A 17,326-nucleotide genomic window follows, 5' to 3' on the forward strand; every position below is an offset into this window, starting at 1 on the left:
GTCAGCCCTTCCGGGCGACGACGGCGTAGTGACCGGACCGGTCGGGGTCGGGCACCCACGGGCCGCCGAGTTCCGGGTGCCAGTTCGCGGTGAGCACCACGCCCGGTTCGACCGGGTCGAGACCGGGCAGCAGGGCGGCGATCTGCTCGGCCGAGCGCAGCGTGACCGGCGCCGCGGTTTCCTCGAAATGACGCACTGCCGCTACCATTTCGGTTTCCATGTTCTGCGCGGTGAAATGGGTCATCGCGAGCAGACTGCCGGAAGGCAGGTGTCGCAGATAATCGGCGATCAGTCCGGCTGGATTCGCCGAATCGGGAATGTACTGGACCACGCCGAGCAGGAAGAGCGCGATCGGCTGGTCGAAATCCAGTAGGGCGCGGGTGATCGGGTGCGCGACGACCGCCTCGGGTTGCCGGAGGTCGGCGTGCAGGATGGCCGCGTTCGGGTTGTCCGCCAGCAGGACTTCGCTGTGCGCCACGGCGATCGGGTCGTGGTCGACGTAGACCACCCGGCTCGACGGGTCGGCCGCCTGGGCGATCTCGTGCACGTTGCCGGTGGCCGGGATGCCGGAACCCAGGTCGAGGAACTGCCGCACGCCGACGCCGATGCAAAGGCGGACCGCGCGGCGCAGGAAGTGCCGGTTCAACCGGGCCATCTCCCGGAACGGCCCGACCTCGGCCAGGCGCTCGGCAACCAGGCGGTCCGCCGGGAAGTTCAGCTCACCGCCGAGCATGTAGTCGTACACCCTCGCCAGTGCGGGCTTGGTCACATCCACACCGGACGCCGCCCAATCCACTGATTCCGCCATTCGCCGCATCTTCCCCACGCCGCCGGGTAAAAAGGCCGGGGGCGATTCTAAAATGACACGGAGGGCGCTCAGTAGGCCATTCGGCGGCTGATTGTAGGGTGGGCGCATGGAGAGCTTGCGGTTGATCGAGCAGTGGCCGGTGGACAACGCGGCCGCGGCGGTGGTGCGCGCCGACGGCACCGTGGCCGGCCGTCACGGTGACCCGGATCGGGAGTTCCCCCTGGCTTCGGTCACCAAGCCGCTCACCGCGTATGCGGCGCTGATCGCCATCGAGGAGGGTGTCGTCGAGCTGGACACCCCGGCCGGTCCACCCGGTTCGACCGTCCGGCACCTGCTCGCGCACACCTCCGGCCTGGCCTTCGACGCGCACAAGCCGATGGCCGAGCCGGGCAATCGCCGGCTCTATTCGAACACCGGGTTCGAGCAGCTCGCCGACGCGCTGACCGAGCACTCGGGCATCGCGTTTGCCACCTACCTGTCCCAGGCGCTGCTGGAGCCGCTGGGCATGGCGAGCACGCGGCTCGACGGCTCACCCGCCGCGGGAGCGGTGTCCACCGTGGACGACCTGATCAAGTTCGCCGCCGAACTCCAGCAGCCGAAGCTGCTCGATCCTTCGACCGTCACCGAGGCGACCTCGGTGGTCTTCCCCGGGCTGACCGGGGTGCTGCCCGGGTACGGCCACCAGAAGCCGAACGACTGGGGCCTCGGGTTCGAGATCCGCGACCACAAGAGCCCGCACTGGACGGGTTCAGCCAGTTCGCCCCGGACGTTCGGGCACTTCGGCCAGTCCGGCACGTTCCTCTGGGTGGACCCGGACGCCGGCGCCGCGTGCGTCGCGCTGGCTGACCGCGCGTTCGGGCCGTGGGCCGTCGAGGCGTGGCCGCCGTTCACCGACGCCGTGCTGGCGGAGTTGCGCGGGAACTAGGGTTCCATCACCCGGATGGGGGTGCCCTCCTGGTAGGCGGCGATGTCCTCGACGGCGTCGCCGTAGAAGATCTTGTAGACCTCGTGCGTCACGTAACCGATGTGCGGGGTGAGCACCGCGTTGTCCAGTTCGCGAATGGGGTGGTCCGCGGGCAGCGGCTCCTCGTCGTAGACGTCGATCGCGGCGGCGCGGATCGCCCGGCGGCGCAGGGTGTCGAGCAGGGCGTCCTGGTCGACGATCGGACCGCGCGAGGTGTTCACCAGCAGCGCGCTCGGCTTCATCAGGGCGAGCTCGTCGGCGCCGACCAGGCCGCGTGAGCGGTCGCTGAGCACCAGGTGCACCGACAGCACGTCCGACTGGCGGAACAGGTCCTCCTTGGTCACCGCGGTGACGCCGTGCTCGGCGGCCCGCTCCGGTGTCAGGTTCTGGCTCCAGGCGATGGTCTCCATGCCGAACGCCTGGCCGATCCGCGCGACGCGGGCGCCGAGCCTGCCCAAGCCGAGCAGCCCGAGCGTCTTGCCGTGCAGCCCGGTGCCGACGGTGCGCTGCCAGCCGCCGTCGCGCATCGAGCGGAACTCGGCCGGCAGGTTCCGCGAGGCGGCGAGGATCAGGGCCCAGGTGTGCTCGGCGGTCGGGTGCGCGATGTAGCCGGTGGACGACACCACGACGCCGTGCCTGCCGGCCGCGGCGACGTCGATGGCCGCGTTGCGGCGGCCGGTGCTCACCAGCAGCTTCAACTCGGGCAACCGGGACAGCAGCGCCTCGTCGAACCGGGTGCGCTCGCGCATCGCCACCACCACCTCGAAGCCCGCCAGCCGCCGGACCAGCTCGTCGCGGTCGCCGATGTACTCGGTGAACACCTCGATGTCGGCCCCGAGTGAGTCCCAGTCGGCGAAGCTCAGCGCGACGTTCTGGTAGTCGTCCAGGATGGCGATCTTCATGCCGGTCAGGCTAACCCGGGCTCAGGACCGCCTGGGCACCAGCACGTCGACCCGGACCAGGTGGTGGTCGGAGACGTCGTTGAGCCTGGCCAGCGGCGATCCGGGCAGCGGCCAGAACACCTCGGCGCGCCACGGGCCAGTCCGTGCGACGGGAGCACGTAGTCGACGCGGAGGTTGCCGGGTGTGTTGTCCGCGAAGTCGCCCGTGTCGAAGAAGGCGGCGCCCCGGTGCGTGGTGTTCGCGCCGCCTTGGTCGTGAGCGGCCACCACCCCGCCGACGCTGCCCGGGTGCGGGTCGATCACGCGCGGCGCGCGCAGCAGGCGTTCGATGCCGCCGTCGATGCCGTCGCCGTCGTGCTGGTCGGCGTTGTAGTCCCCGGCGATGACGAACCGGTCCCGGGCACCGAGTCCGCCGCGGGTGCCGCGGTCGTCGTAGATGTACCCGCTCTTGCCCGGGGTGACGTAGTCCGCCCAGAACCGGACCTCGTCGTGGTTCTTCGTGCCGTTGCGGTCCTCCGGCCCGTCGAACACCGGCGGCGTCGGGTGGGCGACCAGGAAGTGCACGGCCGAGCCGTCGACCTGGATCGGCAGGTCCCAGTGGGACTTCGACGACAGGCGCAGCACGTCGAGGATCTCCGGGGAGTACCAGTCGGCCTTCGCCGGGGTGGCCGGGTCGTCGGGCAGCAGCGCGCCCGGCATGTCCGCCCAGCGGAACCGCTGGAACGTGCGCGCGGCGGCGGTGTCGATCGGGTGCTTCGAGAGCACGAGCATGCCGTACTGGCCTTCGAAGGCCCCGAAGCCGTGGGCGTCGTTCCCGCCTTCGACCTTGCCGTTGCGGTCCAGGTCGAACCCGGTGGACACGCCGGTGTTGACCGGCGCGGTGAACGCGTAGGGGTAGTCGATCGGCGCGGCGCCGTTCTGGCCGACGCCCAGGTAGTTCCGCCGGAACAGGTCGGCGGCGGCGTTGCCCGGCACGTAGTCGAACTCGTTGACCAGCAGCACGTCCGGCCGGTTGCGCTGGATGACCTCGGCGGCTTCGCGGGCCTGCGGGTTGTCCGGGGTGGACAGGTCGGCGAACAGCTGACCGGCCTGCGCGCGGTTCAGCGACGCGTTGAACGTGGCGAACCGGACGCTGCTCGGGGCACCGGGTTCCGCCGTTGCCGGTGTGGTGGCGGCGACCAGCGCGGTCACCGCGAGCACGGACGTCAGGAACCACCTGGATCGCTGCACGGTTCTACCTCCCGGGTCGGCGTCACCCTAGGCGATCTCGTTCGGGTGAAACAGGACCCGGGAGGTGAACAGTGGCTACGCCGCCGGCGCGAGCGCGCGGAAGTAGAGGAACCGCGGTGTCGTGGTCAGCGAGGCGTACGCACGCGGCGAGACTTCCCGGCACTCGGGCAGCGGCATCGGTTCGTCGATGACGTCGACGGTGAAGCCGGCTGCGCGCAGCGCGCCGAAGGTCTGGCTGAGCGGGCGGCGGTAGAACCGCACGTCGACCTCGCGGCCGCCGAGCGGGAACTGGTCGGTCACCTGCTCACGCCGGAAGTAGTCCGGCCGGTCGAACCAGTGCCAGTCCTCCGGGTGGTGCACCGACATCACCAGCGCGCCGCCCGGGCGCAGCACCCGGCGGAGCTCGGCGAGCACCGGGCCCCAGTCCTCCAGGTAGTGCAGCACCAGGGAAGCGGTCACCAGGTCGAACGCACCGTCGGCGAAGTCCAGCGGTGCGGCCAGGTCGCCCTGCTGGAAGCGGGCGCGGTCGCCGAACTCGCGTTTCGCCACGTCGACCATCGCCGGGCTGCCGTCCAGGCCGATCACGTCCGCGCCCCGGTCGGCCAGGGCGGCGGTGAGGTGCCCGGCCGCGCAGCCGACGTCGAGCACCTTGCGCCCGTCGAGGTCCCCGGCCAGCGCGAGGATCGCCGGGCGGTCGTACAGCTCCTGGTACGGGTTGTGGCGGGCGTGCTCGGCGTAGTCCGCGGCGAAGCCGTCGTACTGGTCGTGCTCGTTGGACGGCACGGGGTCGCGGCGCGACACCGGCTGCCCGAGGGCGCGGCTCATGATTTCGTCGACCACGTCGTTCTTGGCGTCGGCGTAGTTCTGGATGTACTTCCATTTGCGCGCGGCGAGCCGGCGCTTGGTTTCCGCGTAGAGTTCGCGGTCGGCCTGGTTGGACCGCAGGCGGTCGCGGAAGACCCGGTAGCGTTCGATCTCCGGGGTGTCGGGCGAGTAGACGTGCAGGTTGATGTTCGTGTCCGGCCCTTTGAACGCGCGGTGCTTCTCCCAGTCGGGCTCGCGGATCTTCAGCACGTACCCGGCGGCTTCCAGGCGCGGCAGGTAGGCGTCCTCGTCGTCGGAGTCGGGCACCACGAGCAGGATGTCGATGATCGGCTTGGCGCAGAGGCCGGGCACCGAGGTCGAACCGACGTGTTCGATGAGCACGACGGTGTCCCCCAGGACCCGGCGGATGCGGGCGGCCTCGCGTTCGTACAGCGCGGGCCATTCGGGGTCGTAGTCGACGAGCGTGACCGTGGAGTTGAGCACGGGCGGCTGGTCGACCCAGCTGGTCTCCACGTCGGAATCGGAATACTTTTCGCGATCCGGTTTCGGCATGACTGGCTTGGTCCTTCCTCAAGGCAGTCGGCCAACGTAACTCAGCCCAGCGGCAGCGGCAAGATGTTTCCGGTGGCCTCGCGCAGCGCGTCCCGCATCGCTTCGCGGGGGGCGGTCCGGCCGGTGATGTGCTCGAACTGCCGGAAGGCCTGGTGCAGGAGCATGTCCAACCCGGTGGCCAGGCGCCCGCCCCGCGCGGCCACCGCGTCGGCCAGCGGGGTGGGCCACGGGTGGTAGATGACGTCCAGCAGGCACGACGCGGTCGCCAGTTCCACCAGGTGCGGTTCGATCGCGGCCGGTGGCACGGTGTTGACCAGCACCGCGGCCTTGGCCACGGCGTCGCCGAAGTCGGTTTCGGACCAGCGCGAGACGTCGACGGCCACGCCGGCGCGCTCGGCCGCGGCGACCGTCTCCCCCGCTCGGGCCGGGTCTCGCACGATCAGTCGCACCGAGCGCACGCCGAGTTCAGCCAGTGCGACCACGCTCGCCGCCGCGGTTCCGCCCGCGCCGAGCACCACGCCGGAGTCCCCGCTCGCGGGCTGGTAACCACCCGCGGCGAGCAGCGCGCCGGTCACCCCGTCGACGTCGGTGCAGTCGGCGAACCAGCGGCCGTCCCGGCGGACCAGCGTGTTGATCGCGCCGACCGCGCGCCCGCGTTCGGTCACCTCGTCGGCCAGCGCGATCGCCGCGCGCTTGCCGGGCATGGTCACCGAGAAGCCGGCCCACTCCGGGCCGAGGCCGCGGATGAACGCGGGCAGGCCCTCGTCGTCCACCTCGATCCGGTCGTAGCGCCAGCCGTCCATGCCGAGCGCCGCGTAACCCGCGCCGTGCAGCACGGGTGAGAGCGAATGCGCGACGGGCTTGCCGAGGATCCCTGACCGGTGCGGCAGTTCAGTAGGCACCGCGTTCCTTCGCGAGATCCTTGTTCTTCTGGTGGTCCTCGAAGTTCTCGGCGAAGCAGGACAGCCCGTTCTTCTCGCACTTGACGAAGAACAGCAGCGCGCCTTCGGCCGGTTTCGCGGCCGCGTCGATGGCGTCCTTGCTGGGCGCCGAGATCGGCCCCGGGGTCAGGCCCTTGATCTTGTAGGTGTTGTACGGGTTGTCGTTCTTCCGGTCCTCTTCGCTGGTCGTGATGACCGGCTTGTCGAGCACGTAGTTGACGGTGGAGTCCATCTCCAGGCGCATGTTCTCGTCGAGCCGGTTGTAGATGACCCGCGCGATCTTGGTGAAGTCCTGCTGCACGCCTTCGCGTTCCACGATGGAGGCGATCACCAGCAACTCGTAGGGCGTCTTGCCGGTGCCCTCGGCCGCCTTCGGCAGACCGGCGGCCTGCAGCCGGGCCGTCGAGGTCTTCAGCACCTCGGTGAGCAGCTGGGTGGCGTCCCAGCCGGGCTTCACGTCGTACACGCCGGGCTGGATCAGCCCTTCGATGCGCCGCTGCGGTTCGACCTTGCTCGCGCCTTCGACCGCCCAGCCGGGCACGCCGAGCGCGGCAAGGTCGGCGTTTTCGACGACCTTGCGCAGCTCTTCGACCGGCACGCAGGTGCTCGTTCCGTTGACCGTCGCGCAGGACGACTTGGACAGCAGCGCGTACACGCCCTCGGTGACCTTGCCGTCGGGCTGGGTGATGTTGTCGAGCTGGGTGCCACCGCGGATCTGCAGGACGCCCTTGCGGGAGGCGGGGTCGATCAGCTTGCCGACCGCGCTGCTGCCCGACATCTTCGTCTTCATCTGGTAGTAGCCGGGCTGGACGCTGCGGACCTTGGACTCGTCCTCGGCGGCCTCGACGAACGCCTTCTGGCTGGCGACCACGCCCGCCTGCGCCATCTTCGTCGCGATCGCGTTGGTCGAGTCGCCCTCGGCCACCTCGACCAGTACGTCGGACTCGCCGGTGCCCTCGAAGTCGTCGTAGCCGAAGCCGAGCAGTTCCTGCGCGCCGTACCAGGCGGCGCCGCCGACCGCGACGATCAGCAGGAGCGCGGCGATCCAGCCGAACGCGCGCTTGCCGCGCTTGCGGCGCGGGCGGGAGTCGTCGGGCGGTTCCTCGCCGATGCGTGCGGGTTCGGCTCGTTGCTCGTCACTGTCGTCGTTGTAGTCGCCGTACTCGTCCTCGTCGTAGTACTCGTCGTCGTAGAACTCGTCGTCGGCGAAGCTTTCGTACTCGTCGTCGGGGCGGTTGCGGGAGGCGCGGTCGCGGTCGTCGAACTCGGGCACCGGTTCAGGGTCCGGTTCGCGGCCGTATCGCGCCACCCGACCGGCGTCGAGCACCTCGGTCGGGCGATCGTCCGGCGGCGGCTGCGGCGGGGCCGGGGGCGGGGGCGGTGGTGGGGCGGGACGACGGCGCGGAGGCGGCGGGGGCGCTTCGGCGCGGGCGCGTCGAGCTGGTTGGACCGGCGGGCGCGCGGCCGGGCGGCGCGGTGGTTCGGCCGCCGGGGCGGGTGTGCCCAGCTGCGGCGTGGCGAGCGAATCCTCGTCGGATTCGGCGTAGCGGTGCCGGCGGCGCGGCGGCGCGGGCTCAGGACGCGACGGCGGTTCGTCGTCCCGCAGCCGTCGGCGACCGCCGCTGCCTTCGCGGGGCGGGGGCATGCGGAGTTCACCCTCGCGGCGGACCGGCTCGTCCGGTTCACGCAACCGGCGGCGGCCGGTGCCGCGGGGGGTGGCTGCTTCGGGCGGGACGTCGGCTTCCGGGCGCCGCCGTCTGCCGCCGCCTTCGGGTACCCCGGGAGACTCGCTCCTCACGACTCACCCTTCCGCGCGCGGAACGCCGCACGCCCGTCCAGCCAGCCTTGGAGGATTTCGACGGCGGCCGCCTGGTCGACCACCGCCCGCTGCTTGCGGCCCTTGACCCCGCGCTGCGAGAGCATGCGCGACGCGGTCACCGTGGTGAGCCGCTCGTCGGCGAAGCGCACCGGTACCGGGGCCACCCGCTCGGCGAGCAGTTCACCGTATTCGACCGCGATGACGGCGGCGGAGCCGTGCCGGTCCGCGAGCGTTCTCGGCAGTCCCACGATCACTTCGACCACCTCGTGCTCGACGACCAGGCTCGCCAACTGCTCAACGTCACCATTGTCTGCCGCATCACGCTTCAGGGTAACGAGTGGGGAGGCCAGAAGGGGCGCCGGATCACTCAGCGCGACACCGACCCGCACCGAGCCCACGTCGACCGCAAGCCGGCGGCCGGTCCCGGGATCCTGCTCCCCGGGCCGGTCCGCCTTCCGCTGGGTCACCCGCGGGCTACCGCGGCGCGCAGGGCCTCGATCGCCTGCGGCACGCCCGCCGGGTTCGAGCCACCGCCCTGTGCCATGTCCGGCTTGCCGCCGCCACGCCCGCCGATGGTCTCGGCGAAGCTGGGCACGAGCTTGCCGGCGGCGAAGCCCTTGTCCCGCGCGGCCGCGGTCGTCGCCACGACGAAGCTGACCTTCTCCCCCGCCGGGGAGAACAACGCGACCACCCCGGGCCGGGTGCCGAGCCGCCCGCGGATTTCACCGGCCAGCGCACGCAGTCCGCTGCCGTCGACCCCGTCGAGCTGCTCGGCCACCAGGCTGACCCCGCCGACGTCGACGGCCTTGTCCGCCAGGTCACCCGCGGACCCCAGCACCTGGCGCGTTTTGAGCTGCTCGATCTCCTTCTCCGCCGAACGCAGGCGCGAGAGCAGGTCCTCGATGCGCGAGGGCAGCTGCTCGGTGGGCACCTTCAGCGAACCGGCGAGCTGCGAGACCAGCAGCTGCTCCTTGCGGACGTAGCGCAGCGCGTCCGTGCCGACCAGCGCCTCGACGCGGTGCACACCCGACCCGATCGACGCGTCGGACACCAGCTTGACCAGGCCGAGCTGGCCGATCCGGTCGACGTGGGTGCCCCCGCACAGCTCACGCGAGTAGTCGCCCATGTCGACCACGCGGACGTCGTTGCCGTACTTCTCACCGAACAACGCGACCGCGCCCAGTTCGAGGGCCTTGTCCTTGGTGGTGACGTAGCTCTGCACCTCGACGTCGGTCTGGAGGTAGTCGTTGACCTCCTCCTCGACCTCGGTCAGCACGCCGGCCGAGACCGGGCCCGCGGTGGTGAAGTCGAACCGCATGCGGCCGGGCGAGTTGAGTGAACCGGCCTGCGCCGCGCGCTTGCCGTAGGCGCCGCGCACCGCGGCGTGCACCAGGTGCGTGGCCGAGTGCGACCGCTCGATCATCGATCGCCGGGTGGCGTCGACCGAACCGGTCACCTCGGTGTCGAGCCCGACCTCGCCTTCGACGACCTCGACGCGGTGCACGTAGAGGCCCTGCACGATCTTCTGGACGTCGTGCACCTTCAACTCGACGCCCTCGCCGATCAGCACGCCGGTGTCGGCGACCTGGCCACCGCTTTCGGCGTAGAACGGGGTGCGGTCGAGCACGACCTCGGCCTTCTTGCCCGCGGCCACGCTGCGGACCGGGACCCCGTCGGCCAGCAGGCCGATCACCCTGGCGGTGGCCTGCAGGTCGGTGTAGCCGAGGAACTGCGTCTCACCGTGCTGTTCGAGCACCTCGCGGTAGACCGACAGGTCGCCGTGGCCGCTCTTGCGGGCCGCGGCGTCGGCCTTCGCGCGCTGGCGCTGCTCCTCCATCAGCGTGCGGAAGCCGTCCTCGTCCACGGTCAGGCCCTGCTCGGCGGCCATCTCGAGGGTCAGGTCGATCGGGAAGCCGTAGGTGTCGTGCAGCTGGAACGCCTTGTCCCCGGCGAGGATGCCGCCGCCGGCGGACTTCGTCTCCTCGGCGGCGAGGTCGAAGATCCGCGAGCCCGAGGTGAGCGTCGACAGGAAAGCCTCTTCTTCGGTTTTGACCACGTCGGAGATACGGCCGAAATCGGCGACCAGTTCAGGGTAGGAGGGGCCCATCACGTCGCGGACCACGCCGGCGAACTCCGGCAGCACCGGTTCCTGCACGCCGAGCAGCCGCATCGAGCGGACGATGCGGCGCAGCAGCCGTCGCAGCACGTAACCGCGGCCGTCGTTGCCGGGGGTGACCCCGTCGCCGATCAGCATCACGCCGGAGCGGGCGTGGTCGGCGATCACCCGGAAGCGCACGTCGTCGGTGTGGTCGGCGCCGTAGCGGCGGCCGGAGAACTCCTCGGCCTTGGCGATGACCGGGCGGACGAGGTCGGTCTCGTAGACGTTCTCCACGCCTTGGAGCAGGTAGGCGACGCGCTCGACGCCCATGCCGGTGTCGATGTTCTTCTTCGGCAGCTCACCGATCGGCGGGTGGCCGTACTTCGGGCTCTGCTCCCCCCGCACGTCCTGCATGAACACGAGGTTCCAGATTTCGAGGTAGCGGTCCTCGTCGACGACCGGGCCGCCGTCGCGGCCGTGCTCCGGGCCGCGGTCGTAGTAGATCTCCGAGCACGGGCCACCGGGGCCGGGCACGCCCATGTCCCAGTAGTTGTCGCGGCCGTCGCGCGTCTGGATGCGCTCGGTCGGGATGCCCGCGACCTTCTGCCAGAGCCCGGCCGCCTCCGAGTCGTGCTCGTAGACGGTGACCCAGATGCGCTCGGGGTCGAAGCCGAACCCGCCGTCGTCCTGGGACTTGGTGATCAGCTCCCAGGCGTTGGCGATCGCGCCTTCCTTGAAGTAGTCGCCGAAGGAGAAGTTCCCGGCCATCTGGAAGAAGGTGTTGTGCCGGGTGGTCTTGCCGACCTCGTCGATGTCCCCGGTGCGCACGCACTTCTGGATGCTGGTCGCCCGCGGGTACGGCGGCGGCACCTCACCGAGGAAGTACGGCTTGAACTGCACCATGCCGGCGTTGACGAAGAGCAGGTTCGGGTCGTCCAGGATCAGCGACGCGCTGGGCACCCTGGTGTGCCCGCGGTCTTCGAAGTGGGCCAGGAAGCGCTTGTTGATCTCGTGTGTTTCCACTGGTGTTTCCTTGCGCTGGGGCTCGACCGCGGACAGGCGGTCACGCGCCGAGCCATGAACGGGGGCTGGCTGCGGCGGCGGAGGGTCCGGCGCGGCGTCGGCGACGCGGCCCGGTCAGCCCTCCGCCCGGCGAGCTCGCCGGACGACCGCGGCGTGCTTTCCCTGCGAGCGCGCCGGAAGAGCGGCGCGGTCCTCGACGAAGTCGTTCAGCTCTTGTTCGCGCTCGTTCATCCCGGCGCGCACCTCGGCGCCGAACGAGCCCACCGCACCGGCGAGTTCGCGCACGGCGTCGCCGAGGTTGGCCGCGATGCCCGCGGGGGTCGCCTGCCGCGCGGTTTCGGTCGCCTTGCGCGAGAGCGCGACGCCGGCGACCACTCCGACCCCGAGCCAGAACAGCCGCTTCATGACTTCCTGCTCCTCTTCCGGGCGCGCACCGGCTTCCCGTTCGCCCTGGCCCGGCGCGCCTTGACGGCCTTGCTGATGCCGTAGGACAGCGCCGCGGTCTTGACCAGCGGGCCGCCGAGCGTGGCGGTGAACACCGACGACAGCGCCGAGACGTTCCCGCTGACCGCCTGCGCGTTCGCGGTGATCCCGTCCACCCGCTCGAGCTGGGTGTTGACGTGCGTGATGGTCTGGTTGGCCTCGGCGAGCAGGGGGTCGGTGTTCTCGTGCGCCTTGCGGATGGCGATGGTCGCCTCGTCGAGCGTGCGGCCGAGCTTGAGCAACGGGATCGCGAGCAGCACCACCAGCACAACGAAGGCGCCTGCGGCGATGAGCGCGGCGATCTGCCCTGCCGACACGGATCCTCCCGGGAGTTCGTGGCCACCTGATTGCCGGTCAGGCTACCGTGCGTGGCTGCTTCCCACCGTACTGGCCCAGTGCTGCCCGAGCCGCCGCAGGAAGTCCGTGCTTTCCCGCACGCCGAGCGCCCGCGCGCGCAGGGCGCTGAACCGCTCGGCGGTCTGGCGGACCACGGACGGGCGGTCGCAGAAGACGTGCCGGTCGTGCCCGTCGGTGATCAACACCGGCGGCGCCGGTGGCGGGAAGGCGTGCAGGGAGACGGTCCGGCCCAGGAACGGGTGGGCGCCCGCGCCCGCGGGAAGCACCTGGATCTCGACGTTGGGCACGGTTTCGTTCAACCAGCACAACCGCGCCAGTTGCGCCGCCATCGCGGCGTTGCCGCCGATGCCCGTGCGCAGGGCCGCTTCGGCGAGCACGCACCGCAGCCGCAGGCGCGGGCGGTCGGTGCGGTCGAGGCACTCGCGCCGGGCGAGCTGCAGGTCGACCAGGTTGACCGGCTCGTCGGCGAGCAGGGCTTCGGCGTAGGCCCGCACCTGCAGCAGCGGCGGGATCAGCTCGCCGGAGTAGTGGGTCGACTCCCGCGCCTGCGCCTCCAGGTCCAGCACGCGCCGCAGGTTCGCCGGAACGGGGACCGGGCCGTAGGCGCCGCGCCGCTTGCGGCCGTGCGAGGTCTTGGCGAACCGGATCAGGTCCGCCCGCTGGCCGACGCCGGCGCCGTAGTGGACGAGCAGCTTCTCCAGTTCGGCCGGTTTGGCACCGGACCGCCCGAGTTCCAGGTCGCCGATCTTGGACGGGGTGCAGCCGAGCAGTTCGGCGGCCTCGCCGCGGGTGACGCCCGCCTGCTCGCGCAGGCGGCGCAGGAGGGCCGCGACCTGCACCCGTTCGGTGGGGATGTGCTGTGACACGGGGTCACGTTAGCACAAGTGGCATATGCCACTACGCCATGTGCTAGAACGCTGCTTGTCGAGACAACCGCACCGACGGGATGGCGCATGAAGCACGTGCACGCAGGCAAGGTCCGCGATCTGTACGAGTGGGAGGGCGACCTCCTGCTGGTGGCTTCCGACCGGGTCTCCGTCTACGACGTGTCACTGCCGACCCCGATCCCGGACAAGGGCAAGCTGCTCACCCAGCTGTCCGTGTGGTGGTTCGAGCACCTGCGGGACGTGGTGCCCAACCACGTGATCTCGGCCACCGACGTGCCGGCGGAGTTCGCCGGGCGCGGGCTCCGCTGCAAGCCGCTGAAGATGATCCAGGTCGAGTGCATCGCCCGCGGGCACCTGACCGGGCTGGGCCTGCGGGAGTACCAGCGCGACGGCGCGGTCTCCGGCATCCGCCTGCCCGGCGGCCTGGTCGAGGGCGACAAGCTGCCGGAGCCGATCTTCACGCCGACCACCAAGATCTCCGACACCGGCCACGACGAGTTCATGACCTTCGAGGAGGTGGTGAACGAGATCGGGCAGGACACCGCCGACCGCATCCGCGAGCTCACCCTGGAGGTCTACCGGAAGGGCGCGGAGCACGCGGCGACCAAGGGCGTGATCATCGCGGACACGAAGCTGGAGTTCGGCTTCGACGCGGACGGCACGCTGACCCTCGGCGACGAGGTGCTGACTTCGGACTCGTCGCGGTTCTGGCCCGCCGACGAGTGGGAGCCGGGGCGGCCGCAGCGCTCGTTCGACAAGCAGTTCGTGCGTGATTGGTCACGCACGACCGGCTGGGATCAGACCCCGCCCGGCCCGGAAATCCCCGCTGACATCGTGGCCGCCACCCGGGCGAAGTACGTCGAGGTCTACGAGCGCATCACCGGGAACACCTGGGACCGCTGACGTTCTCGTCCCGTTCACCTGAATAGGTGAAGGTTTCGGGCATGCCTGAACTTTCACGCCGTCGGTTGCTGGCCACCTCCGGGGCCGCGCTCGCCGGCTCGCTGCTCCCGCCCTCCCTGCACGCCGCCATGGCGGCGCCGATGCGCCGGGGACGCGGGCTCGGCGAGGTCGAGCACGTCATCGTGCTCATGCAGGAGAACCGTTCGTTCGACCACTACTTCGGGAAGTTGCGCGGGGTGCGCGGTTTCGGTGACGCGCACCCGCTGGCGCTGCCCGGCGGCGGGAACGTGTTCAGCCAGCCGAACCCGGCCGGTGGCGTGGTGCTGCCGTTCTCGCTGCGCGAGGGCGCGATCCGGGCGGGGCGCGATCCGGAGGACATCCAGTACCTCGGCGACCTCGACCACAGCTGGGGCGGCAGCGGCAAGGCGTGGGCCAGGGGCTGGAACGACGCGTGGATCGCGGCCAAGGGTCCGGCCACGATGACCTACTACGACCGCGCGGACATCGCGCTGCAGTACGAACTGGCCGACACGTTCACCATCTGCGACGCCTACCACTGCTCGGTCTTCGGCTCGACCAACCCGAACCGGAACTTCCTGATGACCGGGACCACCGGGTTCGAGCCGGGCGGGTCGCGGGCGGTGACCAACGCGGCCTACTCCTACGACCACCCCGGTTACTCCTGGACGACCTATCCGGAGCGGCTGCACGCGGCGGGGGTGTCGTGGCGGATCTACCAGGAGTGGGACAACTTCACCGACAACGCGGTCGAGTACTTCGTGCCGTTCAAGAAGATCGGGCACAAGATCCTCGCCGCTGTGCCGGGCGGGTACCGCACCACCGAGGAGTTCTACTTCTCGCTGTTCGACAAGCCCGTGGCGGAGCAGAAGGCGCTGCTGGCGAAGTTCGACGCCGGTGTCGCTGGCTTGACCGCGGCCGAGCGCGACCTGTTCGACCGGGCGATGTTCCGCGGTGAGCCGGAGTCGCTGGTGGGCCGCCTGCGCGCGGACATCGCGGCGGGCACGCTGCCGAAGGTCAGCTGGCTGGTGCCGTCGGCGGCGGATTCGGAGCACCCCGGGGCGTCGACCCCGGTGGGCAGCGCGAACCTGGTCTACGACGTGCTCGACGCGATCGCCGCCGATCCGGACACCTGGTCGAAGACGGTGCTGCTGCTGAACTTCGACGAGAACGACGGGTACTTCGACCACGTGCCGCCGCCGGTGCCGCCGTCCACCGCACCGGACGACGCCGACCACGCGGGCGGGCAGCCGCTCGGGTTCGGCCCGCGGGTGCCGATGACCGTGGTCTCGCCGTGGACCATCGGTGGTTACGTGGATTCGACCGTGTACGACCACACGTCGGTGATCCGGCTGCTGGAGCGATGGACCGGGGTCGCCGAGCCGAACATCTCGGCGTGGCGGCGGTCGGTGTCCGGTGATCTGACCGGTGCCTTCGACTTCGAGCGCCCGGGCAGCCCGCCCGCGGTGGCCAAGCCGGGCCCGGTGCCCGAGCCGATCTCGCGCTGGCACCCGACCCCGCCCGCCGAGCAGGAGCTGCCCGCGCAGGAGCCGGGCCGCCGCCGGGCGCGGGCGCTGCCGTACCAGGCGTCGGTGTCCGGTGCGCTGAACGCGCGCGGTGAACTCGCGCTGTCGCTGCACAACAGCGGCTCGGCGTCGGCGCACTTCGCCGTCTACGCGTACACGGGCGAACTGGCTGAACCGGCGCACCGGGACGTCACCGGCACGTTGACCGAGGTGCTGCCGAACAAGGGCGACCAGTACCGCGTGGTGGTGCAGGGGCCGAACCGCGGTTGGTGGGAGTTCCGGGGCAGCCGCTCGGGCGCGGCCGCCGGGGTGGACGTGCGGACGCGGTTCCTGCCGCACCGGAGCGGCCTCGAACTGACCATCGGGAACTCGGGCGCCGCCGCGGTGTCGTTGCGCGTCGGCGGCGGTCCCGTCGTGCGGGTTGAACCGGGCCGGTCCACGCAGGTGCCGGTGCCGGTCAAGGCCGGCTGGTACGACGTCCGCATCACGGCGGTCGAGGATCCCGCCTTCCTCCGCGCGTTGACCGGGCACGTGGAGAACGGCCAGCCCGGGTTCACCCCGTAGGACCCGAGCGGTATAGGGCGTTATACGGGTGCCGGGGCTACTGCCCTCGGATGGTGCGGCGCAGCTTCGGCACCCGTTCGGCCAGCGTGCGCTCGGCGCCGCGCTGCGTCGGGTGGTAGTAGTCCGTGCCGACCAGCACGTCCGGCGGGTACTGCTGGCTGAGCACCCCCTCGGGCACGCTGTGCGGGTACCGGTAGCCCTGCGCGTTGCCCAGCTTCGCCGCGCCGGCGTAGTGGCCGTCGCGCAGGTGCGGCGGCACCGTGCCGAGCTTGCCCGCCCGCACGTCGGCCAGCGCGGCGTCGATGCCGGTGATCACCGCGTTGGACTTCGGCGCGGTGGCCAGGTGGACCGTCGCCTGCGCGAGCGCGAGCCTGCCCTCGGGCATGCCGATGAACTGCACCGCGTGCGCGGCGGCGACCGCCGACTGCAACGCGGTCGGGTCGGCCATGCCGATGTCCTCGCTGGCGTGCACCACCAGCCGCCTGGCCAGGAAGCGCGGGTCCTCCCCCGCCTCGATCATGCGTGCCAGGTAGTGCAGCGCGGCGTCCACGTCCGACCCGCGGATCGATTTGATGAACGCGCTGATCACGTCGTAGTGCTGGTCGCCGTCGCGGTCGTAGCGCACCGCCGCCTTGTCCACGGTGGCCTCGACGGTGGCCAGGTCGATCACGCCGTGCTCGGTGGCCCCGGCCGCGTCCGCGGCGGCTTCGAGCGCGGTCAGCGCGCGGCGCGCGTCCCCGGAAGCGAGGCGGACCAGGTGCTCACGGGCGTCGTCGGCCAGTTCGAGTGCACCGCCGAGACCGCGTTCGTCGGCCAGCGCGCGGTCGATCAGCTCGCTGACGTCCTGGTCGGTGAGCGGGCGCAGCTGCAGCACCAGCGAACGCGACAGCAACGGGGAGACCACCGAGAACGACGGGTTCTCCGTGGTGGCCGCGACCAGCAGTACCGTGCGGTCCTCGACCGCGCCGAGCAGCGCGTCCTGCTGGGTCTTGGAGAAGCGGTGCACCTCGTCGATGAACAGCACGGTGTTCTCGGCGTTGTAGTTGCGGCGGCGCCGGGCCTCCTCGATGACCCCGCGCACCTCCTTGACCCCGGCGGAGAGCGCGGACAACGCGACGAACCGGCGCCCGGTCGCGGTGGAGACCAGGTTGGCCAGCGTCGTCTTGCCCGTTCCCGGCGGGCCGTACAGCAGCACCGACGCGGGCGCGGCACCTTCGACCAGCCGGCGCAGCGGCGCGCCTTCGCCGAGCAGGTGCTGCTGGCCGACCACCTCGTCGAGCGAGCGCGGCCGCATCCGCACCGCCAGCGGGGAGCCGACCGGGAGCGGCCGCTCGGCCACCGGTTTCGCGGGTTCCGGCGGGGGTGCCGCCACGTCCGGGTTCACCGTGAAGAGTTCGTCCTGCGCCACGCCGTTGACGTTAGCCGCT

Annotated in this window: 14 protein-coding genes and 1 pseudogene; 3 read left to right on the top strand and 12 right to left on the bottom strand. The window is 71.1% G+C overall.

The annotated features are described in order from the left end of the window. Position 1: 1 nt before the first annotated feature. Entirely contained in the window at positions 2–916 is a 915-nt protein-coding gene (locus AC07EG_RS08700; protein WP_478252411.1) for an SAM-dependent methyltransferase, read from the bottom strand. On the opposite strand from AC07EG_RS08700, the gene AC07EG_RS08705 reads away from it, so the two are divergent. Beyond that, on the top strand, positions 915–1,733 hold the full coding sequence (locus AC07EG_RS08705; RefSeq protein WP_478252412.1) for a serine hydrolase domain-containing protein: 819 nt from the start codon (positions 915–917) through the stop codon (positions 1,731–1,733). The two genes, AC07EG_RS08700 and AC07EG_RS08705, sit on opposite strands and share 2 nt — an antisense overlap. On the opposite strand, the gene AC07EG_RS08710 is transcribed toward AC07EG_RS08705, so the two are convergent. The 10 genes and pseudogenes from AC07EG_RS08710 to AC07EG_RS08755 all read right to left on the bottom strand — a co-directional run bounded on the left by AC07EG_RS08710 (position 1,730) and on the right by AC07EG_RS08755 (position 12,867). Next, positions 1,730–2,674, bottom strand: a complete 945-nt coding sequence (locus AC07EG_RS08710; RefSeq protein ID WP_478252413.1) for a D-2-hydroxyacid dehydrogenase family protein — start codon at positions 2,672–2,674, stop codon at positions 1,730–1,732. The genes AC07EG_RS08705 and AC07EG_RS08710 overlap by 4 nt on opposite strands. A gap of 21 nt (positions 2,675–2,695) precedes the next feature. Further along, a pseudogene (locus AC07EG_RS08715) lies at positions 2,696–3,903 on the bottom strand (endonuclease/exonuclease/phosphatase family protein). A gap of 75 nt (positions 3,904–3,978) precedes the next feature. Continuing rightward, positions 3,979–5,280 carry a GrpB family protein gene (locus tag AC07EG_RS08720; RefSeq protein ID WP_478252414.1) on the bottom strand — a complete coding sequence of 434 codons (1,302 nt, stop codon included), beginning with the start codon at positions 5,278–5,280 and terminating at the stop codon, positions 3,979–3,981. 41 nt (positions 5,281–5,321) lie between these two features. After that, positions 5,322–6,152 carry a shikimate dehydrogenase gene (locus AC07EG_RS08725; RefSeq protein WP_478252619.1) on the bottom strand — a complete coding sequence of 277 codons (831 nt, stop codon included), beginning with the start codon at positions 6,150–6,152 and terminating at the stop codon, positions 5,322–5,324. Positions 6,153–6,171: 19 nt separating this feature from the next. Beyond that, positions 6,172–8,019, bottom strand: coding sequence for an endolytic transglycosylase MltG (mltG, locus tag AC07EG_RS08730; protein ID WP_478252415.1), 1,848 nt, complete (start codon positions 8,017–8,019; stop codon positions 6,172–6,174). Continuing rightward, a complete protein-coding gene (gene ruvX, locus AC07EG_RS08735; protein WP_478252416.1) occupies positions 8,016–8,507 on the bottom strand; it encodes a Holliday junction resolvase RuvX in 492 nt (163 codons plus the stop codon). The genes mltG and ruvX overlap by 4 nt, the downstream gene beginning before the upstream one ends. After that, on the bottom strand, positions 8,504–11,161 hold the full coding sequence (alaS, locus tag AC07EG_RS08740; RefSeq protein WP_478252417.1) for an alanine--tRNA ligase: 2,658 nt from the start codon (positions 11,159–11,161) through the stop codon (positions 8,504–8,506). Before alaS ends, ruvX begins: the two co-directional genes overlap by 4 nt. A 114-nt stretch (positions 11,162–11,275) precedes the next feature. Continuing rightward, positions 11,276–11,566, bottom strand: a complete 291-nt coding sequence (locus AC07EG_RS08745) for a hypothetical protein (protein WP_478252418.1) — start codon at positions 11,564–11,566, stop codon at positions 11,276–11,278. After that, complete coding sequence (locus tag AC07EG_RS08750) at positions 11,563–11,961, bottom strand: DUF948 domain-containing protein (protein WP_478252419.1); 399 nt, start codon at positions 11,959–11,961, stop codon at positions 11,563–11,565. Before AC07EG_RS08750 ends, AC07EG_RS08745 begins: the two co-directional genes overlap by 4 nt. Positions 11,962–12,003: 42 nt before the next feature. Continuing rightward, the gene (locus AC07EG_RS08755) at positions 12,004–12,867 is read right to left on the bottom strand and encodes a helix-turn-helix domain-containing protein (RefSeq protein WP_478252420.1); all 864 of its coding nucleotides are present in this window, start codon (positions 12,865–12,867) and stop codon (positions 12,004–12,006) included. Positions 12,868–12,954: 87 nt separating this feature from the next. On the opposite strand from AC07EG_RS08755, the gene AC07EG_RS08760 reads away from it, so the two are divergent. Beyond that, positions 12,955–13,791: a phosphoribosylaminoimidazolesuccinocarboxamide synthase gene (locus AC07EG_RS08760; protein WP_478252421.1), complete on the top strand. Its 837-nt coding sequence runs from the start codon at positions 12,955–12,957 to the stop codon at positions 13,789–13,791. 41 nt (positions 13,792–13,832) lie between these two features. Continuing rightward, complete coding sequence (locus tag AC07EG_RS08765; RefSeq protein ID WP_478252422.1) at positions 13,833–15,899, top strand: phosphocholine-specific phospholipase C; 2,067 nt, start codon at positions 13,833–13,835, stop codon at positions 15,897–15,899. Positions 15,900–15,936: 37 nt separating this feature from the next. Here the strand turns inward: AC07EG_RS08765 and AC07EG_RS08770 are convergent, their stop codons facing one another. After that, positions 15,937–17,307 (bottom strand): replication-associated recombination protein A, encoded by a 1,371-nt coding sequence (locus tag AC07EG_RS08770; RefSeq protein ID WP_478252423.1) that lies wholly within the window; start codon positions 17,305–17,307, stop codon positions 15,937–15,939. Positions 17,308–17,326 lie beyond the last annotated feature (19 nt).

Source organism: Amycolatopsis sp. NPDC045836, assembly GCF_056431745.1.